The following is an 18437-nucleotide window of genomic DNA, read 5'->3' as shown; positions in this document are numbered from 1 at the left end:
CTAATTCAGACTCTAAAATATACAGATTATCACTTGAGTTGCTTAACAACAAAGATGATTTTAAAAAAGTAGCTAAAGATATTATAACATCATATAAATATATTAGTTTTGACAAGCAAAAAGAAGATATAGTTAAAAACTTTGGTAAAAGCTTATATAGTACTAACTATGAAATCTGGGTCGGTCTATCACATAAAGCTATATCATGTTTTTCTGTATTAGATGACTTAGGGACACAAGAATTGTCTAATGCTTTTATCGATGCCTTATATTATATTAGATTAATGCAATTATATTATGGTAGAACTATAAGTTTCTTAATGATTGATAGTAAAATTATAAGTTATTCTTCAATAAATACGCACTATTATTTACCAACTGAACTACAATTTAAAACAAATCTTGAAATTGCCCTTAGTAAAGCTTCTAGAGCAGTGATAGATAGATTTCTAATTATTCTTAATATATATTGATGATAATACTTTAAATTTGATATTATGCCGTTTACGAATAATCTTGTTTCAATATGAAGGACAACAGTTAAAATTAAAAGCTCTACAGTTATATATTCATAGTCATAAAAACAAGGATTATAAAAGTGAAATTAATTTTAGCGCTTGGTTTGAATATATTTTTTATATTCAAAACTCATTCTTATGCAATGATTATATTGGAAGTAATATTTTAATAATGAAGTTAGTTAAACAACTAAAATCTGGGTGTAGTCAATATAAAAGAAATATGATTAATCAACAAATTGAAAATAGAGAAAACAAATTAAATTTTTATCAAATTCTTATGAATCTAATAGAAATAGCCGTTCATTACAGAATACTTTTAAAATCAAAAACTACTAATACTTCTTCTTTACTTTATGACGTATTAAGCAAATATAAATATGAAATAATAAATAAATTAATTAATAATTTATTTATTATAAAAATAAAAATTTAAATGGTGATAAATATAAAGTATTTCATACTAAGCTAATAACTATTGAAAAAACATATAAAAAAATAAGTGAACTATATAAATCAAACTTTTTTGAAAAATATCAAAATAGATAAGGAGTCTACAACGTATGAGTAAAAAATATTCAAATTATCATTATTAATTTTACTGGTATTCAATATCAGTCAATCAGGATTTAGTAATGTAATAACAGTCGGTAAGTTTGATTAAAAAATAGCTCTAGGCAAGATGCTACTATTTTTCTAAACTTAGATGATGTATGCCCAACTAATATAAAATCATGTAAAGATAAGAGTGATAATAATGTATTTATATGACTGAATTAATTAGAGAACCGCTTAGTAGTATCAATTATTATTTAGCTGTCACAATTACTAGCGAATCAGTTAAAGATTTAACAGTTTCATATAAATATGATGAAAAAAATCCTCTTCCAGAAGTTATAGATTTATGCTTAAGTCTATTTAAAAATGATAAATATGAAACATACCATTCAAAAGCCATATATAATTGGTTTGTATCTTCACAATTATATTTATCACATGATGAAGGAAGTATTCTAATAAATGAAAATAATAAAAATTGTAAGAAGAATTATAATGAAGGTGATTTTTTGAATGTAAATATTGAACGAATAGCTGATGGCTGAGCACCTCCTTATTATGAGAAGAAAATTACTATAATATAAGCTCACAGAATGTTATGCTAATAGTTAAGTTTTTACTATATGATGAATGTTATTTTGTGTATTTTGCAAAATGTTATCGGCTTAGCTATAAATAATCAAGGTAGGTTTTATGAATTTTAGCCTTATTAATAAATTTACTGATATTTATTTGAGAGTGTAAAATCATAGATAATCTATTAAAATAATGCTATTACGCATATTGTATGTAGCTTTTTTTGTAATGATTATTATTTGCAAACTAGTAACTTACAAGAAATTCATAAAAATGGAATAGTAAGAATAAACAAAGATATAAATGTGAGTCATGTAGCTATAATTTTGTTCTTAATAATGGATAAATCAATCCAGAGACAGCAATAAAGGGAGCAATTATTGTTATAATGTATTATTTAGGTAAATGTTATTATATTGTTTGTAGCAAAATTATTTGGAGTAAGTAACGGCTATACAGAATTCTATAATAGCAGATAATCTCCTCTTAAATAGAGTTTGATGAAATGTGGCATTCCAATAAACTCAAAAAAATAAATGCTGGATTATCAAGGCATATGATAGACTAGACATACAAGCAAGACTATCGCTTGGGTTACGGACTGCTACTTTCAGAAGACTTTATGAGAAAGTACAATATTTTAGATAAATGTTTAATTTTAGAAAAGAAATTCTATATCAGAAAGACTATTGATTTAATCTTGGTTATTTTTATAAAATATAGATATGAAAGATATTTATTTTTATGGATTTTTTCTTTTTAGGTTTAGAAGAAAGATTAGGTTCAGATAATAAATTTGTTAAGCTAAATAAGTTAGTTGATTCTAATAAGTTTAGAAAAATACTTAAAAGTAATCTATATACAAGATGTGACAAGACAAAGTAGACCTATGCTTTTGATAGTGTGGTGATGTTTATGTTACTACTATTAGTTCAATGGTATAGTTTAAGTGATAGAAAGTTAGCTAATAGTTTAAGAATTAGAGTAGATTTTATGTATTTTACGAGTTTCACGCCAACCTCTAATCTTCCAGATTAATAAGTTTAGAAACTTATTAATAAAAAAGAGAAAGTTAAAGAAGCTATTTAAAGGGTTAAATAAGCAACTTGATGGATTAGGTTTATATATAAATAGTGCTAATAATGGTGCAATCATAGATGCTACACTAGTTGAGTCTGCAGGTAGACCGGACAAATATATAAAAGATCCTATTGAAGATAGAAAGGAAGATAAATCAAAATAAGACTGATATATCTTATGGTAAAGATAGTGATGCTAGATGGATAAAGAAAGGCAAAAGAAGTCACTATAGTTATAAGGTTTTTGCTAGTGTAGATGAACAAGCACGAATTTATTCAAACTGTTTATACAGAATTAGCAGAAGCCTATAAGGCACATATGCTTGAGGCTTTATTTAAAGATGTCAATTCAAGAGGTGTTAGCTGATAAGGCATATGATATCGCTGATAATAGAAATCTATTAAAAAGTAGAAATATCAAAGATCGTATATTGCCAAAAGCTATTAGAAACAAACCAATAACAAAAAGACAGAAAGTTAATAATATTCTTATATCTAAAATTAAATATAAGATTGAGCAATGCTTTGGTAGATTAAAAAGAGGATTTAATTTTTACTTTTCTACGGTCAAAGTACAAGCTCAAGCATTATTAAAATCATGCTGTTTTAACATGTTAAAAGCAGTCAGTATGATGACTTAGTTAACCTTAGTTAGGTATTAGAAGCCTTGTAGAATGAAGTTTAGTTGTTTTTAGGTTAAAATAAGCGAAAAACCGTTTAAAAACCACTAATAATGATAGATCAACTTATTTCAATCTTTTGCCGTATAGACGACTTTTGTATTATTTACCATAGACAATTAGAAAGCAAGTGAATTTATTATACAACAGAAAAAAAGTATAGTATATCTTTAATGAAATAATGACAATTTTGATTATGTATCAAGCAGTCAGGTATAAAAATTTTAAGAGTTACTACATTGAGTTTATAAAGATTTATTGGAAGCATTATTTCCCTGCAGCACCATAATATAATCTTTTTGTTGAGTTAATAGATAAGGCCATGTTGCCTTTGATATACTTTATCTCAAATAATCACGGCAAACATGCAGACTTATATTTTGTTGATGCTACTAAATTGCCAGCTTGTCATAATATAAGTAGAGTCCAGGCATAGAGTGCTTAAAGGTTTAGCAGCTAGGGACAACAGTACTGGTTGGTTCTTTAGCTTTAAGCTTCATTTATTGACAAACCATATTGGTGAAATCTTAGTATTAATATTAGTCCTGGTAATAAAGATGATAGAATCTCTTAACCAAATTATGTAAAGGACTTAAAGGATTAGTATTTGGCACTAGAGGCTATATTTCTAAAGAGAAAGCTATATTGCTTGAGCAACAAGGCTTAAAGCTTATAACAAAACTAAAAAAATATGAAAAAGTGAAAAAAGTTTCTAGAACTAGCTTTGAAAAAGCTATGCTTGCTAAAAGATCTATCATTGAAACTATTTTCAATTATCTTAAAAATAATCTAACTTTATGGCATACACATAGAGCAATCAATAATGCTTTTACTCATATTAGCTCAATTTATTATAAACCCTATCAAAATCAATAATTATAAGCTTTTATCTATGAAATAATTATAGAACTGAGGTTAGTTAGAATAAATGTATATATCTGCCAAAATTGCAGATATAAACATAAAAACACAAGTTCATATTAATTTTTGCGAAAAAGTACATCCTAAGGCTACGAGGTTAGAAATCTATAGATTTAATCAACAGTCTTTAGTAATTCTAAGAGTATAGGCAATCTATAGTATGCACTAGGAGATTGAAAATTTATTTCAAGGATTTAAAAGTAGATAGTTTAATCTTGAGGATACAATTTGACTTAGTACTAATAAAGTAGGAAAGCTATTAGCTTTGCTATCTATATAGTCTTTGTATGGGGCTCATAAGGTTGGTTGGTATAAGATGCTAAAATAAAAACAATTGCTAGAAAAAAGAACTCTTATTTTAGATATGGTTTAGGTATTATTGCCAATGCTATTCAAAAGTCATCCTATCTCAAATAGAGACTTTGTTTTGTGGTTAAAAATTAATAAAATAACTAAACAACTCAAATTATGAAAAAACATCGTGTACAGAGGAGGTATAGTATTTAAGTTTTCATAAACTAAAATAACCTAAGTATATACAATTTTTTCTACTATTTTCAATTGATATTTGGAACTCTATTTTAAATGGACTTCTGTAATTTTTTTCCTCAATTTTTTTAATTTGTGATTTGATTTTTTCTATAATGGATTCCTTCTTCTTAAGAAGGAATATACTGATATTTATATATAATTGAAGGCATATTTCCTCCTAAGAAAGTGTTTCCAACGCTAGAGTGCCCTATTAATCTTTGTTTTCTTTGAATGTTAACTGGTTTTTCTGTATAATTTATTACAGTACAATAGTCCTCTGAGAGTAATTTATATAGGCTATTTATTATGCTATCTATAGTGTGTTTAGGGGTAGATTGAATATAAGTATTTTCTTGTGTTAGTTTGTATAGCATTTTATTATCTAGAATGTATATATTTAGCAGAATTTTTATACCATATTCAAGCACTTGAATAGCCAAACTATTATTGTTTTGGATATATTCTTGATACATGCTTTGTAATTTGGCGAATGGCTTGATTTTAAATATATTTATTTTTACATTTAGAGTTTCTTGATCTTCATAAATATCTAATATGGTAGATGATGATAAATTGTCCATTGGTACTGGTATAAGCTTTATTTTTTCCAAAGGGTATTTCTGATTCTTTAGAAAGCTTATAAAATTATTTAGTGAGATATTTTTATTGATATTATTTATATATTTCATATTTAAGATTTCCCAAATATGGATATGGATATTATTTTACATGTTAAAAAAATCTTCAAAATAATTTTCATCTAGCTGATCTGAAATACCTTCTGTAGTGAGTTTTGATTTTTTTAGTATGTTGTTTTATTTCTATTTCTTCTTTAATAGCATCTATATCAGTCATTATTTTATGATTTTCTGTAGGAGTTTTTTTACTTCTGAAGATGTTTCATAAAAGTAATTTTTATTTGCCTCAGAAAAAGAGTTTAGAAAATTATTTTCTGGTATTTTTCAAGTGTATGTAAGAATTTATTATAATCTATATTATACATTTTTTCAGCTATACTACATTCTATACTTGATGAATAATAATCTATAGTATTATGTATATTACTAATGAATGGTGCTATTTTTTGATATAAAGGGAAAAAAATTTCTGGGAAATACTCTTTAGGATCAAAGTTTGCTAATAGATTCTGGATATCATTATAGACAATAGACACTTCAAATATCCTTCCACTATCGATCAATGATTTTAAAACTTCTATTTTCTCAATAAGCGTTATCCACTTTAAAGAACCTTTAGTAGCACTGTTAATATTTTTTGATAAGGGTACTTGAGTATTCTGACTAGAGGAAGACTTATTTGTAGCTTCTTTATTAGAGCTAATATCAATCTCTTGATACTTTTTCTCTTCTAATAGTAGTGAGTCTTTAACTTTTTTAAGGGTTTTGTTTAATTGTAGTTTTGTATCAACATCATAATTTAGATGATTTTCCTCAAAAAAATTACTATGTTTTGTATTAAATCTATAATTGATTGTATGTCTTTAGATGATAGATTATTATAGTTTTTTATTTCTGCGAAGTTAGTTTGAAGCATAAATAAAATTTATTTATACCTTTTTCAGATAATTCACTTTTTTGTTTTGTGTCTGCAGGACTTATTTCTGTAAATTTCGTACTTAAAAAAGAGTAATATGAGCTAATAATTTCCGGTATCTTTTCAATTTCAGCTAAGCTAAGACATATTTCTGAGTTTAATGCTAAAAATAAATTGTATATATCGATATTTTTTTGTGTCATTAATAATACCTAGTATTTTTTTAATAAAAGATTTATATTCAGCATTTTCATATTTTGCTTGAATTTGCATATTGCTGATAAGATTTATTTTATTTAATGTTATTAACTCGATATTTTGCAATATAGACATGAGTTCGCTCATGAGTATCTCCTTTTGTTACCAACTTAAGAAAATCAATAAACTTACAGAGAATAAACCTACTGGAACACTAATTATTAATAACATTTTTATAATTTTACGATATCTTCGCAATGGTGGACTAGTATTAACGGAAATATCAATAAAATTGCTTGAATCTTTTTCAGAAAGTTGATCTAAATATTTATCTACTTCTTTCTTGTAAGTAAGATAGCTGTGATTGTATATATTTTCATAGTATTTACCATAGAAGTCATTATGTAAAATAATAGACATTGTTTGATAGCAAATTTGAGGATAGATATTATCAGATAAAAGATTATCTATTATTTCGAATACATATTCGCCACCATTTTTTCTATCATAATACTCTAATTGTAGTAAACTCTAAGAAATACTACTTCCTGATTGTTCTCTAAGTAACATTAGTTTCTCATCAACGTATGCAAGTATCGGGAAAACTACATACTTACATATAGTCTCATATATTTTTCTAAAAGCTCTTCTTGAAGAAAGAAAATATTTTTTCTTATATTATTTCGATAATAAGCTATTTGCTCATTGTCAACATTATGCTCTTTAGTAATTTCGCTGGTATCTTTTATTATATTTAGAATAATTTCTATTTCTAAAAAACTTGCCATTTTATAATCCTTTATCTAGAGTCATTCAAAACTATTTTTTTAATAAAACAAAAAGTGTTTTGACTTATAAATTTGCATATAATATTTACAAAAAAATATAAAAAATGTTTGTGTTTTTTGTTATATTTATCAGTTGTAGTTAAAATTAGTTCATTTGTAATAAGATTCACTTCTACATTTTGTAACAATTTTGATAAGAATGATATATTATTAGTATCGACCTTTAAAAGCTTTGCTATAGCTAGAAAAGTTGTTTTTGAATATATATTCTTAGAAATAATCATATCTACCATATTAAACATAGAATTATGATTATAATTATGTATTGCATTATTTATAATCACTGGTGATATATTAGAATTAATCGATGTTATTGCGTTTGAACTAATTTCAATTATATCAGAAATTTCAGTTATTTGTGTCCAGGTTGCGTATGTATGAACTTTTGTTTCTACTATTTTGTTGTTGAGTTGCGGAAAGGCTACATTATAATTTAGAGATTGTGTATTACGATTAAAGTAGTACTCATTTAGTCCTGAGAAAAGAAAACTATCAAAAGCACATTGTTTGTTATTTTCATAAACTGATAGTACTTCAATGGCCTGAGCATCATCTTTTTGATAATGTGTAAGCTTAATATTAGAAAAGTTAATCAGAGCAGTAGTTGAATTAGAATAATCATTGAAACTATTAAATACCGGAATTAAATTTGCTTTGAATAAGGAATTTACTTTTTCTTCAGGATAATTATCAATCATAACTTTTAAGAATAAATCTATTTTCTTAAAGTCATCGTTTTTATATTTGAACAAGTCTTTAATCTTTATATTAAATCCATACATTAAATTAGGTAGGTGTAAATTGAGAATTAACATTTCAGTAGGTCTTAGCTGTATGTTAATAGGCTTAATTTCTATATTTCTTATAGCATAGCTATGACTTGAAAACTCAATTTTTGCAGTACCAGAGTTACTGATTATTTGATTAAAAATATACGTTGCAAGAAAAGGGTTCTGAATGCATAATTCGGGATCTAACCATATTGTTAGATTGTCATATTCAAAGTGATTATAAAAACTTATGGATAAATTTAAAGATGTTTCATTTTGTTTTATAGTTTTAATTTCTTGGATTGGTAATACTATATTTTCTGATTTTGTGCTATAAGTCAAAACTTTATTAGTTCTCTTATTCTCTATGAGAAAGTGTTCATTGGGATAAATATAGTAGCCATTGTGTCCTTTATCCTTTACTTCCAATAAACATGACTTAGGAAGGAAATAATAAAGGCTACTATAGTACTTAAATAATAAGCTATTACTATAGTCATTTATTATATTATTACCTATTTGCTCAAAAGTTCTTTTAAGAATAACAGCTTCATTTGTAGTTAATTCTTTATTTAAACCATCTATATAAAAACCTTATTAAGTTATTTTTACATTTATTTGTCCACTACTAATAAAATTAACCATTCCTCCAGGAGCAAACATACACATTGCTTTACTATTCATCGTAGTTATAGGAGCATTCTCTAATAATGTTGTTGGGTTAGTAGGTATAAAAGGAGAAAGATTTGGGATACATACCCAAGGAAAGCTAAATGGGTTCATGGTAGGGTTAGCAGGGTTTACACACCCAGCAAAAGGCAGTATATTCGTTCCGAGTTTAGAGTCTGTAATATTTGAAGCAGGTAGGTTGCCTGCCAATGTCTTTACCCTAGTACTAAGATAAGCACCTGGAGCTAGGCTAAAAGAGCATTTAATTTGAGCTCCCATTGAAGGTACTAAAGTTGATGCGTTACTTGATATATTTAGCTGTGTAGGGGATAGCAGAGTTTTTATATTATTCAATTCTGAAATTAAATCATCTATCGAATTTTTAATACTTTCATCATTAGCTTTTATTTGCTCTAAGCGTTTTAACGAGTCATCTATAGTAGCTAACATCTAAACTTTCCAGTAAATTTCTTGTTTATTTTTCATATTATCAAAAATTGAAGTATTTGCAACATCTTTGATCACTAAATAAAAATTGTGTGAAACTGGGGGAGGTTATATATTCCTATTAATCTAGGAGATGAGTAGTATGTTTTATATAAAAGCTGCATAGTCAAATTTTTTGCGGTTAATGAAGCGTTTTGATATTTGGCATTAGCAATACTTTTATTTATTTTGGTTAATTTTTTGTCAATGTTAATATTTACATTGTTCATAGCTGTTGTAGTTTTAATTTCTTTAAAATTCAAAAATTCTTTTTTATTTATAAAAAAGTTAAGTTTACATATATCTACTGAATTTATGAAATTTTGATTATTAATTATATCAAGTTCTTTAGTTTTTAGTATATTATAAGCTTCTATTAATGAATAGTTTGATTTGACAATATTTGAAATTTCTTTATTCAACATCTGCAGATCTAGCTGAGAATTTTTAGATATCTCTATAGTTAGTTGATTAAAATATTTCTCAAAATCTAAAAAAGGCGAGATTAGTTCTAAGTCATTTTTGATAATTGAATATTTATTATTGTTGCTACTTCGAGTAACATTTGAAAGTATTTATTAGCTATTTTTGTTAGCAAAGTCGCGGGAGAATTTTCTATAATTGTTTGTAAGGGTCTTTTATAATTATCTTTATTAAAGAGATTTTTATATGGTTCATCTTTAGTATTTATTTTCTTGTAAAGAGTATTTGTATCAAAAAGAATAGTTGGTAGATCTTTTAAAGAGTAAATTAATTGCTCTAGAGATTCAGGGCTTGCTATATCTATTTGTTGATAGTGAGGTGGAAAAAATATCATTTATACAAAAATCAGAAAAAAATCTAGATAGACGAAATATTTGTAGCTCTATATGCTCTATAATTGATCGTAAATCTTTAGATTGTTGTGTTGTTTGAATTTTATTTAAAGTTTCAATATTGTTATTCTTCTCTACATACATATTAACTATATCTGACTTCTCTATATCTTGTTTCGATGAGAAAAAAGCTTTTAAAAGCAAGATATCAGTATTGCATAGCCTATTTTTCTTATAAGAGCCATTTTTGGTGAGGTACGCTAATTTTATTAGACTTAGAATAGGATTTTCTTTTAGTGGTATGAAATTTTCTATAGTGTGTTCTTCTTTTAAGAATGCGTTAAGACGATTAAAAAAACTGTATATTGATCAATTACAACCTGATTAGGGTTATTTATAGTTTTGCTATATATTTGTACAAGTTCATCTTTGTTTATGATAAATATGTCTTCTTCAGTTAATTTATCAAATAGTTTAACTGTTAGCTCAGCAATGTTTTTGATTTTGATATCTTCAATTTTCTCAGAAAAATCTTGACCTAAAGTTAGTTTGTATTTTTCTATGAGAGTTATTAAACTCTTTAAATGAATTTTGATTTCCTCGTAGTTTTTTGAATTTGATATATTCTCTAGTATTACTAATATTTTCTCACTCAAATATATAGTTTTGTCTGAGAGAATATAATTTGTCGAATATTTTATCTCCTCAGTAATAAACGTAAGATCATAAACATCACTTTTTTTAGAAATTGGCTTATAGATAAACTCTTTTGTAATCTTTAGACAATTATCTAGCTTTGAAGTAATGGATTGATATTCTTGCTGATAATATATAAAAATATTCATAACTAGAGTTTCAAAACTCTTATCTATATTATTCATGACTATCCTACCATAGTAGCTGCAGAGCCTTTTATACTTGCTGTGGTACTTCCTTTTATATTTACATTTACACCTTCAGCATTAAGACTAACATCAGCTTTGATACTAGTATTTAAGCTTTTTATACCAATATTCTGAGATGCTTGAATATTTGTATTTGCAGAACTTTTTACATTAATTGTATTAGATTCAATAGAAATGCTAGAATCATCAAGGACTATTGCCGAATTGCCTATTTTTAGAACAATTTTATCATCACTTAGCATGATGCTTGATTTTTTTGTTGCTAGGATTATTTCTTTCTCCGATATTGAGATTTTTGAGTCTTTAACATTTTCAACGATTTGTTTATCTGCACTTGATTCTATAGACTCAGTTGCATTAGTAGTAATCTTACCAGAGGATTCTAGTTTTGTTGAGCAGCCTTTAGATTCATCTTTAATATCTATGAATAATTTTTTTCTCTAAGTTAAAAATATGGTCTGCTTTTGACATAGTAATATCCTTTAATCTTTTTCTATATTATCATCATTTACAATAAACTCATTTGCACTATCAGAATTTATTAAATATTTCCAATTTTCAGTCTTTTTATTTGGTAATATAAAGTACACGGCATAATTTTTATTATCTTTATCTAGAGTGAACTCATTTTTCCTATTTTGAGATTGAATACCTTGATGTTATCATTATAAATTCTTTGAGTAACTGACTGGTAAGTATCAGAGTAGAAAATATTGTTGTTCGGTTGAGACTCTAGAACTATTTTTGTTTTAGGAACATTATTTTTGATATATAGACCATCACTTGTACAACTGGTAAGTCCTAATATTATAACTATTATTAAAAAAAGTCTTTAAAAAGTTATTGTACATTAGCGCCTCCTTGCTTTTTCCAACCTAGTATTCCTAAAATTTTTGACTCTACTTTAAAGCTTACAGAGTATATTTTTCCCTCATGTTTTATTTTCCATGTGCAAATGTTATCCTGGCTACAGTCGCCATCTTTGATTGCTTTTAGGATAGACCATTTACCTTGATAACTTATTTGGTCTGTACTTCCATCATTAAATTTTATAGTTATCGTTGTTGACTCAGTCGAATTCTAATTGTATAGTATTTTCATACTTTCTGAGTATTCTATATTTAGTGAATTGACAAAGTTTTCCTTATCTAAAATAATGCTAAAGAAATATAGTCATTATCTTTATATTTGCAATTGGAGTCAGATCAAACTCAATAGGTTTTGGGTTTCTCTTATTATCCCATAGCAGCTTGTTTAAAGCATATACCTTATTAAATTTGGTGAGATAATCTTGTTGTTCTGGTGTTGTCAAATCTTGGCTTTCCCATTTGTCACTTGTATCATTATAAGTAAGTAACGGCTCCAGATATTCTACAAAGTTAGAGTATATATAACCGTTATTATCAAAGTCTTTTGTTATTAGTGTATGTGAAACGACTTTATCACTATTTTTGTTAAAAGGGAATTGACTATTTATTAGTTCGTATTCGAGGTTAACAGTATTTTCAAGATTAGTTATTGCATCTTGTATTGTAATTGTTCTTATAGCATCAATAGCAACATCAAGGTGCTTCTTAAGTAGAATATATAAGTTATTATTATTTGGATCATTTATTGCCGATAAGTCAGAGTAGACTTTTTGTAAAGGTTTGAAGCCTTGTTTTATATCTTTATAAGTATTTGTATAGCCTTGTTCCCTTATTAGGTTATTAAGCTCCTTAAAGATATTTTTGTATTCTGTATAGCTTTTTGACTCAAGATAGTCATTATTTTCTTTGAAATAGTTATCCTATAGGTGACCATAAGGAAACATCATATTGTTGTTTATTATCTTGTTTAACTATACTGTTAGCCATCTTTTTATAAAACTGTTGACTCTTGGTTATTTTATTTAATTTATTATCTACTTCTTCATTTATTAGATTAGTATTTGCAGCATAAAAGTCAATCAAACTATTGAAAGAAGAGTCTTTTGATGACATTACTAATAGATATAAATTAAGAGAATTTTTACTTGTTATATTTTTATTAAATTCAGGATCGCTGTTAAGTTCATTAATCATCTGAGTATAAGCTTGAATATATTTAGAATTATAATTGTTTATGGAACTTTTATAAATTGCTATCATAAAGTTAGGTTCTATATTGTAATTATTTTTTAGATTTTCAATAAGTCTATCAAACTTGTTATTGATAGGATCTATATTATCTTTTATATATTTTTTTGAATATATCGGCGATATTAGGATTCTTTTACTGTAGAAATTAGGAGCAAATTCCATATAAAGTTTTTTACTCACTGGATTTGTCAAAGGTAATTCTTTGTTGTTGTATGTAGAGTTAATAATGCTATTTAAAACATAGTTTATTAGAGAGATTGTTATTGATTGAGATTGCTCCTTATTTTTATTATATACTCCTTCAGTATTTTTCTCAAGAAATTTTATTAAGTAAGTTATATGATCTAGCATATCACTGAAACTCTCAAATTTTTTACTTGTCTCTTTTGATTAAATATTAATGAAACAGGCTTTGTAAGCGATTTAATATATGAAGAATTACATAGTTTTTTTGACAAAATACCAATTTGGTCTTCATACAATGAGAAAATTTTATTTATCTCGATAGGGATTATATAGTTATGTTTTAAAGTATGTATTACGTTATCAATAGTACATCTATATAAGTATTTTGTATAAATATCGTTTATTATTTTTACTCTTTGTATGTTAGATATTCCTAAGTATTCTGCGTTAAATCCTTGAGTACTTAAATGACCCTCAGAATCAGCTCCTACTATGATAAGATGGTTATTATAGAGTCTATTAGCCATATTGAGAACTAGTTGCATAGTTTCTGTCTTTACACTCGAACTGGTGTATTTCAATACTATTTCAAGCTGGCTTTCAGATAAATTTGTTAGACTACTTATTACTTTGAGCATATTATCTAATTCAGGGACTGCGTAATTATTATTCATATACTCAAAAAAATATCAAGAATGATGTCACTAGTAGTAGATCGTCAGTTCGACTATATTTTGGTAAGATTGCATTCTTTAAAAGGTCACTAGCATATTGTTCATAGATATAATGATATTTTATATTTTAGGATAAATACCTTCTAATAATAATGCATCATTAATTTTGTTTTTAAACTCTTGAAGTATTTCATCGGTACTATTATTAGGTAGCTCTTTTAGATTTTTAAGTGAGATTTTTGTTTTAAATCGATTTGTTGGAAAATATTTATTATAAATATTAAGCTAAATAATAATGAGATGAAATTTATAGTGATTCCTTTGGGAGAAGTGCTAAAAAAGATAGCTTCTGTTTTTGCTGTTATATTATCAGGCTTATTTATGCTAAAGTTAAAAAATATTTCTTTATCGATATTACTAAACTCAGGATAAATTACCTTTAAGCATTTTCTAATTTGGTTGAGGGTTCTAATATTGAAATATTTATTGCTGACACTATCTTTTGAGTGAAGAATTTTAGATAAAATTATTTGATCAACTTTCTTGTTAGCATCTTCATCTTTAGTAAGCTTAAATATTGATTTTTACCAATTGATTTATTGAAGCTTTCAATATTCTCAGCGTTAGAGTTGCTATAAAATGAGACTACTAAGGTTTTAAGTCTTAATTTTGCTCAATCTTTGTATGTCTCCATAACTTTATTATCTTCATAAAAATGAGGACTTGCTATATCAAAACAGAAGTTTAACTTATAAAAATGAAGATCGAGTTTTTTCTTAAGTTTTTTTAGGCTTTTAGTATTATCGTTAGCAAATATTACTGAAGTATTATTACTATCAATAGCTATTAATGGTAATTCATTATTATCAATAACTTTAGATTCGGACTTTAATTTAATTATATAATCTCTTGCTGCGGAAATCTCCATAGAATATATATAGCTCACTTAATTTATTTTTTATTTTATGACTTTTAATTAGTGCTTTAGCTTGTTTTATGATATCCGATAAAGATTTCTTATTTGATGATTTGGATAAGTTGCGCCATTTTTTTATAATAAAAGCACTGAAAACTAATAAAATGAGAGTTATTATTACTATAGAAATTACTATTATTTGGTGATTTTTTATAAAACTCATATTCTAATTTCCTTTTGATTTATATCTTAAAAAATTCTTTTTTATCATTTAATAAAAAAGAGTTCTCACTAGTACTATTTAGTTGCGTTAATGAGAAAGTCTCACCATCACTTGTTTGGCTATAAGCAATTTCACAATTTTCTTTAGCACCTAATAACTGCCTTTGTAGGAGTTGTTTTTGTGCCTTTTTGGTCGAGATTGCTGAATTTGAAATTAATTCTTTAATCTCGCCTTTATTAATTGACTGTAGCTCAATAATGATAATATCCTCATTTCTTAGAGGCATAAATTGGTTGTTGGCAGAATTTATATTTATCTTTGATGGAAGATATATAATAGGCTTCTCAGATGACTTAGCATAGAGCATCTCTTTAACTATTTCGATAGCATATAAAATGCCTACTTTACTATTTAATATTAAAGACAAACCTTTTTCACTTGATTCTTGAAATTCTTCAAAAGAACTTTCTTCTGGTTTATAGTTTTTAAAGAATTTATAAGCCTTTTTCGAGTCTTTATTTACATTTTCTCCAATTGTTATTTTACCAGTAATATAAAAACTATTGAATTTAATGTAAGTAGGATATTCTAGGTTTAGTTGCTTATAATCTTTTATAATATATTTTATAGTATTTCTATGAGTAAGGCTTGGGTATTTACTGTATGATATTTTTTCATATACATCAGACTCTGAATCACTTTAATAATGAAAATTAGATATGTTTTCATATAGCTCTTTAGTAGTATATTTGGTTCTTTTAAATGACAAAGTTTTTCTAATAATGAAAAATTATTTGTATCACTTGAACCTAATAGATAATCACCATCATTTTTTAACTTCACTAGAGAGATATCACTATCAATAAACGGTAGAGTATTTTTCGATATAAGCTCAAGTTCAAACTGTGGTAATTCTACTTCTTTATCATTATCAGGATCTTGTGAATAATATGATATTGGTCGTATATTATCTTGGTACATTTTAGAAAAAGCTTTTATTTCAGCATCTGAAATTGATTTTCTTCTTTTCTAGATGAGCTTATAACCATGTCAGGATTAACATTATTCTCTTTTATATAAAAGTTGTGGTTTTTTTGAAACTAGTGTTTGTTTTTTCAAACAGCTTAAATCATATGCTGATAATTTGGTTTTTAAATCTTCATCTGAGTTAGCAATATTTTTTTGTAGTGAAGCATCAATCTCATCGGTAACATAATAAGTTAATTTGCCAGTTTTTTTATCACAGAAGTATTTTAAGAAACATTTGTTACACTTTAGTTGCTCGATAAAAAAATCATAAAAGCTTCTGTTTAGAGTGGATATAAACACTTGGGGCATACGTGATTTTAGTTTATTACTTTTATTGGTATCTAATGTTAATAAACTATCAAAATAGAAATTATCTTTAAATATATCATCTAAGCTCTTGTTGATGTCTATATATGAAGGTTTATGCGTCATCCATAATGATTTTAGAGGATCATAAAAGTTTAATCTGAATTCTTTAATTCCTGATGAAAAATTCTTAGAGTATGAATATATACTCATATTGATAATTTTCTTGAATATTAACTTTGTCAGGGGTTAAGGCTATTGCTACATAACGAGTGGATCGCGTATGATGATCTTTTTTTGAATCTTTTTTAAAGAAATTAAAAGTGTCGTCTATTTTAATATCGATTAATAAAGGCTGATTTGGAATTAATAAGAAATCAAAATCTTTGTGATTATTAGTATATGCTAGTTGAAAAGTTAAGTTTCCTTCTAAGCCATATATAATTTTGAATTTCTAAGCATTTTATATGTAAGTTATTTAGTTTAAGAGATTTTTCTTTAAATGATTGTTTGTTTTTTGATGAAACAAAATTTAAATCTTGAGGTTTAAAATTTGAGTCTAATGGTTTTATACTTATCGTTAACTCTTGTTTTTGAAGTAAAGGGTTATAGGCGATTGTTTTAGTAAGAATGTTTTCTAATTTGTTGAATTGTTTTAATATTTTTTTGTCTAGCTCATGAGATCTTTGTATTACATTGTTAAGAATATTCATGAGTATGTCTAACTTTCTGATATATTAAGATGGTAACTCCAGGATAGTTTCATTTGAACACGATTTCTTAATTTCATCAAGAGCAAAACTAAGTTTTAATTTGTCTTTATGGCTATTAGAGAAGCATGATATATAATCATCTATATTTTGTTTTAATTTGGTGATCTCGTAGAATTTTTGGTATTTTTTATAGTCTAATTCCAATAATACACCGCTGTTATATAATGCTTTTGTATTTAATAACTGAGTATTCAATAGTTTAAAATCCTTACAATTAGTACTTGCAAGGTAATCATTAATCTGTCCAGCCATTTCTGCTAGAGACTGGTTATTTTCACTAGTTTTAATTTCAGAAGCTAGTTTATATACTAAATTATATATATTTAATTTCGATATGTTAGCTAGTACTTTCATCATTTTTAAAAAATCCTCAATGCCTAAAAATTTCATATAAAAACTACTTTTACTTATATTTATTGTAGCTCCGAATAGTTTAAATGACAAGCTATATAGACATTTATGGATGAAGTCAGCTAAATATTTAATTTTATACTTATATTTTTATATTGAGTATTAATTTTTTATTTATATTTAGGTGATTGAGATGTTTGTTGTAAAAAAAAGAAGTGAAAAAGTTAAAAAATTTTGAAAAATGACTTGCGTTGTAGTGAGGTGATGTGTATTATATGTCTTCACTGGCGGACGGGTGATGTTAGCGGTTGAGAGGCGAAAGTTTCTGATGATATTTAAGAGATATATTATATACAAACACTTTGTTAAAGAATTTGAGTATCAGTAGTTAGAGTCAGAATTTGATTTAAACTGAAGAGTTTGATCCTGGCTCAGATTGAACGCTGGTGGCATGCTTAACACATGCAAGTCGAACGGTACAGGACTAGCTTGCTAGTTGCTGACGAGTGGCGGACGGGTGAGTAACGCGTAGGAATCTGCCCATCTGAGGGGGATACCAGTTGGAAACGACTGTTAATACCGCATAGTATCTGTGGATTAAAGGTGGCTTTTGGGCTGTCGCAGATGGATGAGCCTGCGTTGGATTAGCTAGTTGGTGGGGTAAGGGCCTACCAAGGCTACGATCCATAGCTGATTTGAGAGGATGATCAGCCACATTGGGACTGAGACACGGCCCAAACTCCTACGGGAG

At 26.5% G+C, this 18437-nt stretch carries 17 protein-coding genes, 1 rRNA gene and 6 pseudogenes; 8 read left to right on the top strand and 16 right to left on the bottom strand.

From position 1 onward, the window contains the following. The first annotated feature begins 38 nt into the window (after nucleotides 1-38). The 7 genes and pseudogenes from C9379_RS08950 (at nucleotide 39) to C9379_RS08205 (ending at nucleotide 4312) form a co-directional block, all read left to right on the top strand. A complete protein-coding gene (locus C9379_RS08950) occupies nucleotides 39-473 on the top strand; it encodes a hypothetical protein (RefSeq protein ID WP_425536939.1) in 435 nt (144 codons plus the stop codon). 43 nt (nucleotides 474-516) lie between these two features. After that, nucleotides 517-954, top strand: coding sequence for a hypothetical protein (locus tag C9379_RS08945; protein ID WP_425536938.1), 438 nt, complete (start codon nucleotides 517-519; stop codon nucleotides 952-954). Nucleotides 955-1285: 331 nt separating this feature from the next. Further along, nucleotides 1286-1621 carry a type VI secretion system protein PdpE gene (gene pdpE / locus C9379_RS08225; RefSeq protein WP_318263438.1) on the top strand — a complete coding sequence of 112 codons (336 nt, stop codon included), beginning with the start codon at nucleotides 1286-1288 and terminating at the stop codon, nucleotides 1619-1621. A 775-nt stretch (nucleotides 1622-2396) separates the two neighbouring features. Then, a complete protein-coding gene (locus tag C9379_RS08220) occupies nucleotides 2397-2537 on the top strand; it encodes a hypothetical protein (protein WP_318263437.1) in 141 nt (46 codons plus the stop codon). Nucleotides 2538-2561: 24 nt separating this feature from the next. Continuing rightward, a complete protein-coding gene (locus C9379_RS08215; protein ID WP_318263436.1) occupies nucleotides 2562-2690 on the top strand; it encodes a transposase in 129 nt (42 codons plus the stop codon). 382 nt (nucleotides 2691-3072) lie between these two features. Further along, nucleotides 3073-3372: a transposase family protein gene (locus C9379_RS08210; RefSeq protein WP_318263435.1), complete on the top strand. Its 300-nt coding sequence runs from the start codon at nucleotides 3073-3075 to the stop codon at nucleotides 3370-3372. A gap of 92 nt (nucleotides 3373-3464) precedes the next feature. Beyond that, nucleotides 3465-4312, top strand: a pseudogene (locus C9379_RS08205) (IS982 family transposase). A 679-nt stretch (nucleotides 4313-4991) separates the two neighbouring features. Here the strand turns inward: C9379_RS08205 and iglJ are convergent. From iglJ to C9379_RS08115, 16 genes and pseudogenes are all read right to left on the bottom strand, one after another. Further along, on the bottom strand, nucleotides 4992-5552 hold the full coding sequence (iglJ, locus tag C9379_RS08200; protein WP_318263434.1) for a type VI secretion system baseplate protein IglJ: 561 nt from the start codon (nucleotides 5550-5552) through the stop codon (nucleotides 4992-4994). 36 nt (nucleotides 5553-5588) lie between these two features. Continuing rightward, nucleotides 5589-6762, bottom strand: a pseudogene (locus C9379_RS08195) (type VI secretion system protein IglI family protein). A gap of 15 nt (nucleotides 6763-6777) precedes the next feature. Then, a pseudogene (locus C9379_RS08190) lies at nucleotides 6778-7403 on the bottom strand (DotU family type IV/VI secretion system protein). Between the two features lie 11 nt (nucleotides 7404-7414). After that, nucleotides 7415-8818 carry a type VI secretion system baseplate subunit TssF/IglH gene (gene iglH / locus C9379_RS08185; RefSeq protein ID WP_143385199.1) on the bottom strand — a complete coding sequence of 468 codons (1404 nt, stop codon included), beginning with the start codon at nucleotides 8816-8818 and terminating at the stop codon, nucleotides 7415-7417. Between the two features lie 12 nt (nucleotides 8819-8830). Continuing rightward, nucleotides 8831-9352 carry a type VI secretion system PAAR-like protein IglG gene (iglG, locus tag C9379_RS08180; RefSeq protein ID WP_143385198.1) on the bottom strand — a complete coding sequence of 174 codons (522 nt, stop codon included), beginning with the start codon at nucleotides 9350-9352 and terminating at the stop codon, nucleotides 8831-8833. Nucleotides 9353-9426: 74 nt separating this feature from the next. After that, the gene (locus tag C9379_RS08175; RefSeq protein ID WP_143385197.1) at nucleotides 9427-9810 is read right to left on the bottom strand and encodes a hypothetical protein; all 384 of its coding nucleotides are present in this window, start codon (nucleotides 9808-9810) and stop codon (nucleotides 9427-9429) included. 89 nt (nucleotides 9811-9899) lie between these two features. Continuing rightward, complete coding sequence (locus C9379_RS08170) at nucleotides 9900-10205, bottom strand: hypothetical protein (protein ID WP_143385196.1); 306 nt, start codon at nucleotides 10203-10205, stop codon at nucleotides 9900-9902. Nucleotides 10206-10532: 327 nt separating this feature from the next. Beyond that, the gene (locus C9379_RS08165) at nucleotides 10533-11084 is read right to left on the bottom strand and encodes a hypothetical protein (RefSeq protein WP_143385195.1); all 552 of its coding nucleotides are present in this window, start codon (nucleotides 11082-11084) and stop codon (nucleotides 10533-10535) included. Nucleotides 11085-11086: 2 nt separating this feature from the next. Continuing rightward, nucleotides 11087-11579 (bottom strand): annotated as a pseudogene (gene tssI / locus C9379_RS08160) (type VI secretion system tip protein TssI/VgrG). An 11-nt stretch (nucleotides 11580-11590) separates the two neighbouring features. After that, nucleotides 11591-11959: pseudogene (gene iglE / locus C9379_RS08155) on the bottom strand (type VI secretion system lipoprotein IglE). Next, a pseudogene (locus C9379_RS08940) lies at nucleotides 11949-15227 on the bottom strand (hypothetical protein). Before C9379_RS08940 ends, iglE begins: the two co-directional pseudogenes overlap by 11 nt. A gap of 19 nt (nucleotides 15228-15246) precedes the next feature. Next, nucleotides 15247-15654 carry a hypothetical protein gene (locus C9379_RS08135; protein WP_318263429.1) on the bottom strand — a complete coding sequence of 136 codons (408 nt, stop codon included), beginning with the start codon at nucleotides 15652-15654 and terminating at the stop codon, nucleotides 15247-15249. 197 nt (nucleotides 15655-15851) lie between these two features. Continuing rightward, the gene (locus C9379_RS08130) at nucleotides 15852-16208 is read right to left on the bottom strand and encodes a hypothetical protein (RefSeq protein WP_318263428.1); all 357 of its coding nucleotides are present in this window, start codon (nucleotides 16206-16208) and stop codon (nucleotides 15852-15854) included. An 81-nt stretch (nucleotides 16209-16289) separates the two neighbouring features. Next, on the bottom strand, nucleotides 16290-16775 hold the full coding sequence (locus C9379_RS08125; protein WP_318263427.1) for a hypothetical protein: 486 nt from the start codon (nucleotides 16773-16775) through the stop codon (nucleotides 16290-16292). A gap of 182 nt (nucleotides 16776-16957) precedes the next feature. Continuing rightward, nucleotides 16958-17275 (bottom strand): hypothetical protein, encoded by a 318-nt coding sequence (locus C9379_RS08120; RefSeq protein WP_343377584.1) that lies wholly within the window; start codon nucleotides 17273-17275, stop codon nucleotides 16958-16960. Nucleotides 17276-17299: 24 nt separating this feature from the next. Further along, complete coding sequence (locus tag C9379_RS08115) at nucleotides 17300-17725, bottom strand: hypothetical protein (protein ID WP_318263426.1); 426 nt, start codon at nucleotides 17723-17725, stop codon at nucleotides 17300-17302. Between the two features lie 369 nt (nucleotides 17726-18094). Here C9379_RS08115 and C9379_RS08110 point away from each other — a divergent pair. Further along, nucleotides 18095-18437: ribosomal RNA gene (locus tag C9379_RS08110) — 16S ribosomal RNA — on the top strand; the annotation flags it as partial.

This window comes from Francisella-like endosymbiont (assembly GCF_003069505.1).
Taxonomy (GTDB): Bacteria; Pseudomonadota; Gammaproteobacteria; order Francisellales; family Francisellaceae; genus Francisella.
Note: the sequence above shows the minus strand (reverse complement) of the source record. Positions and strands in the feature narration are given on the sequence as shown.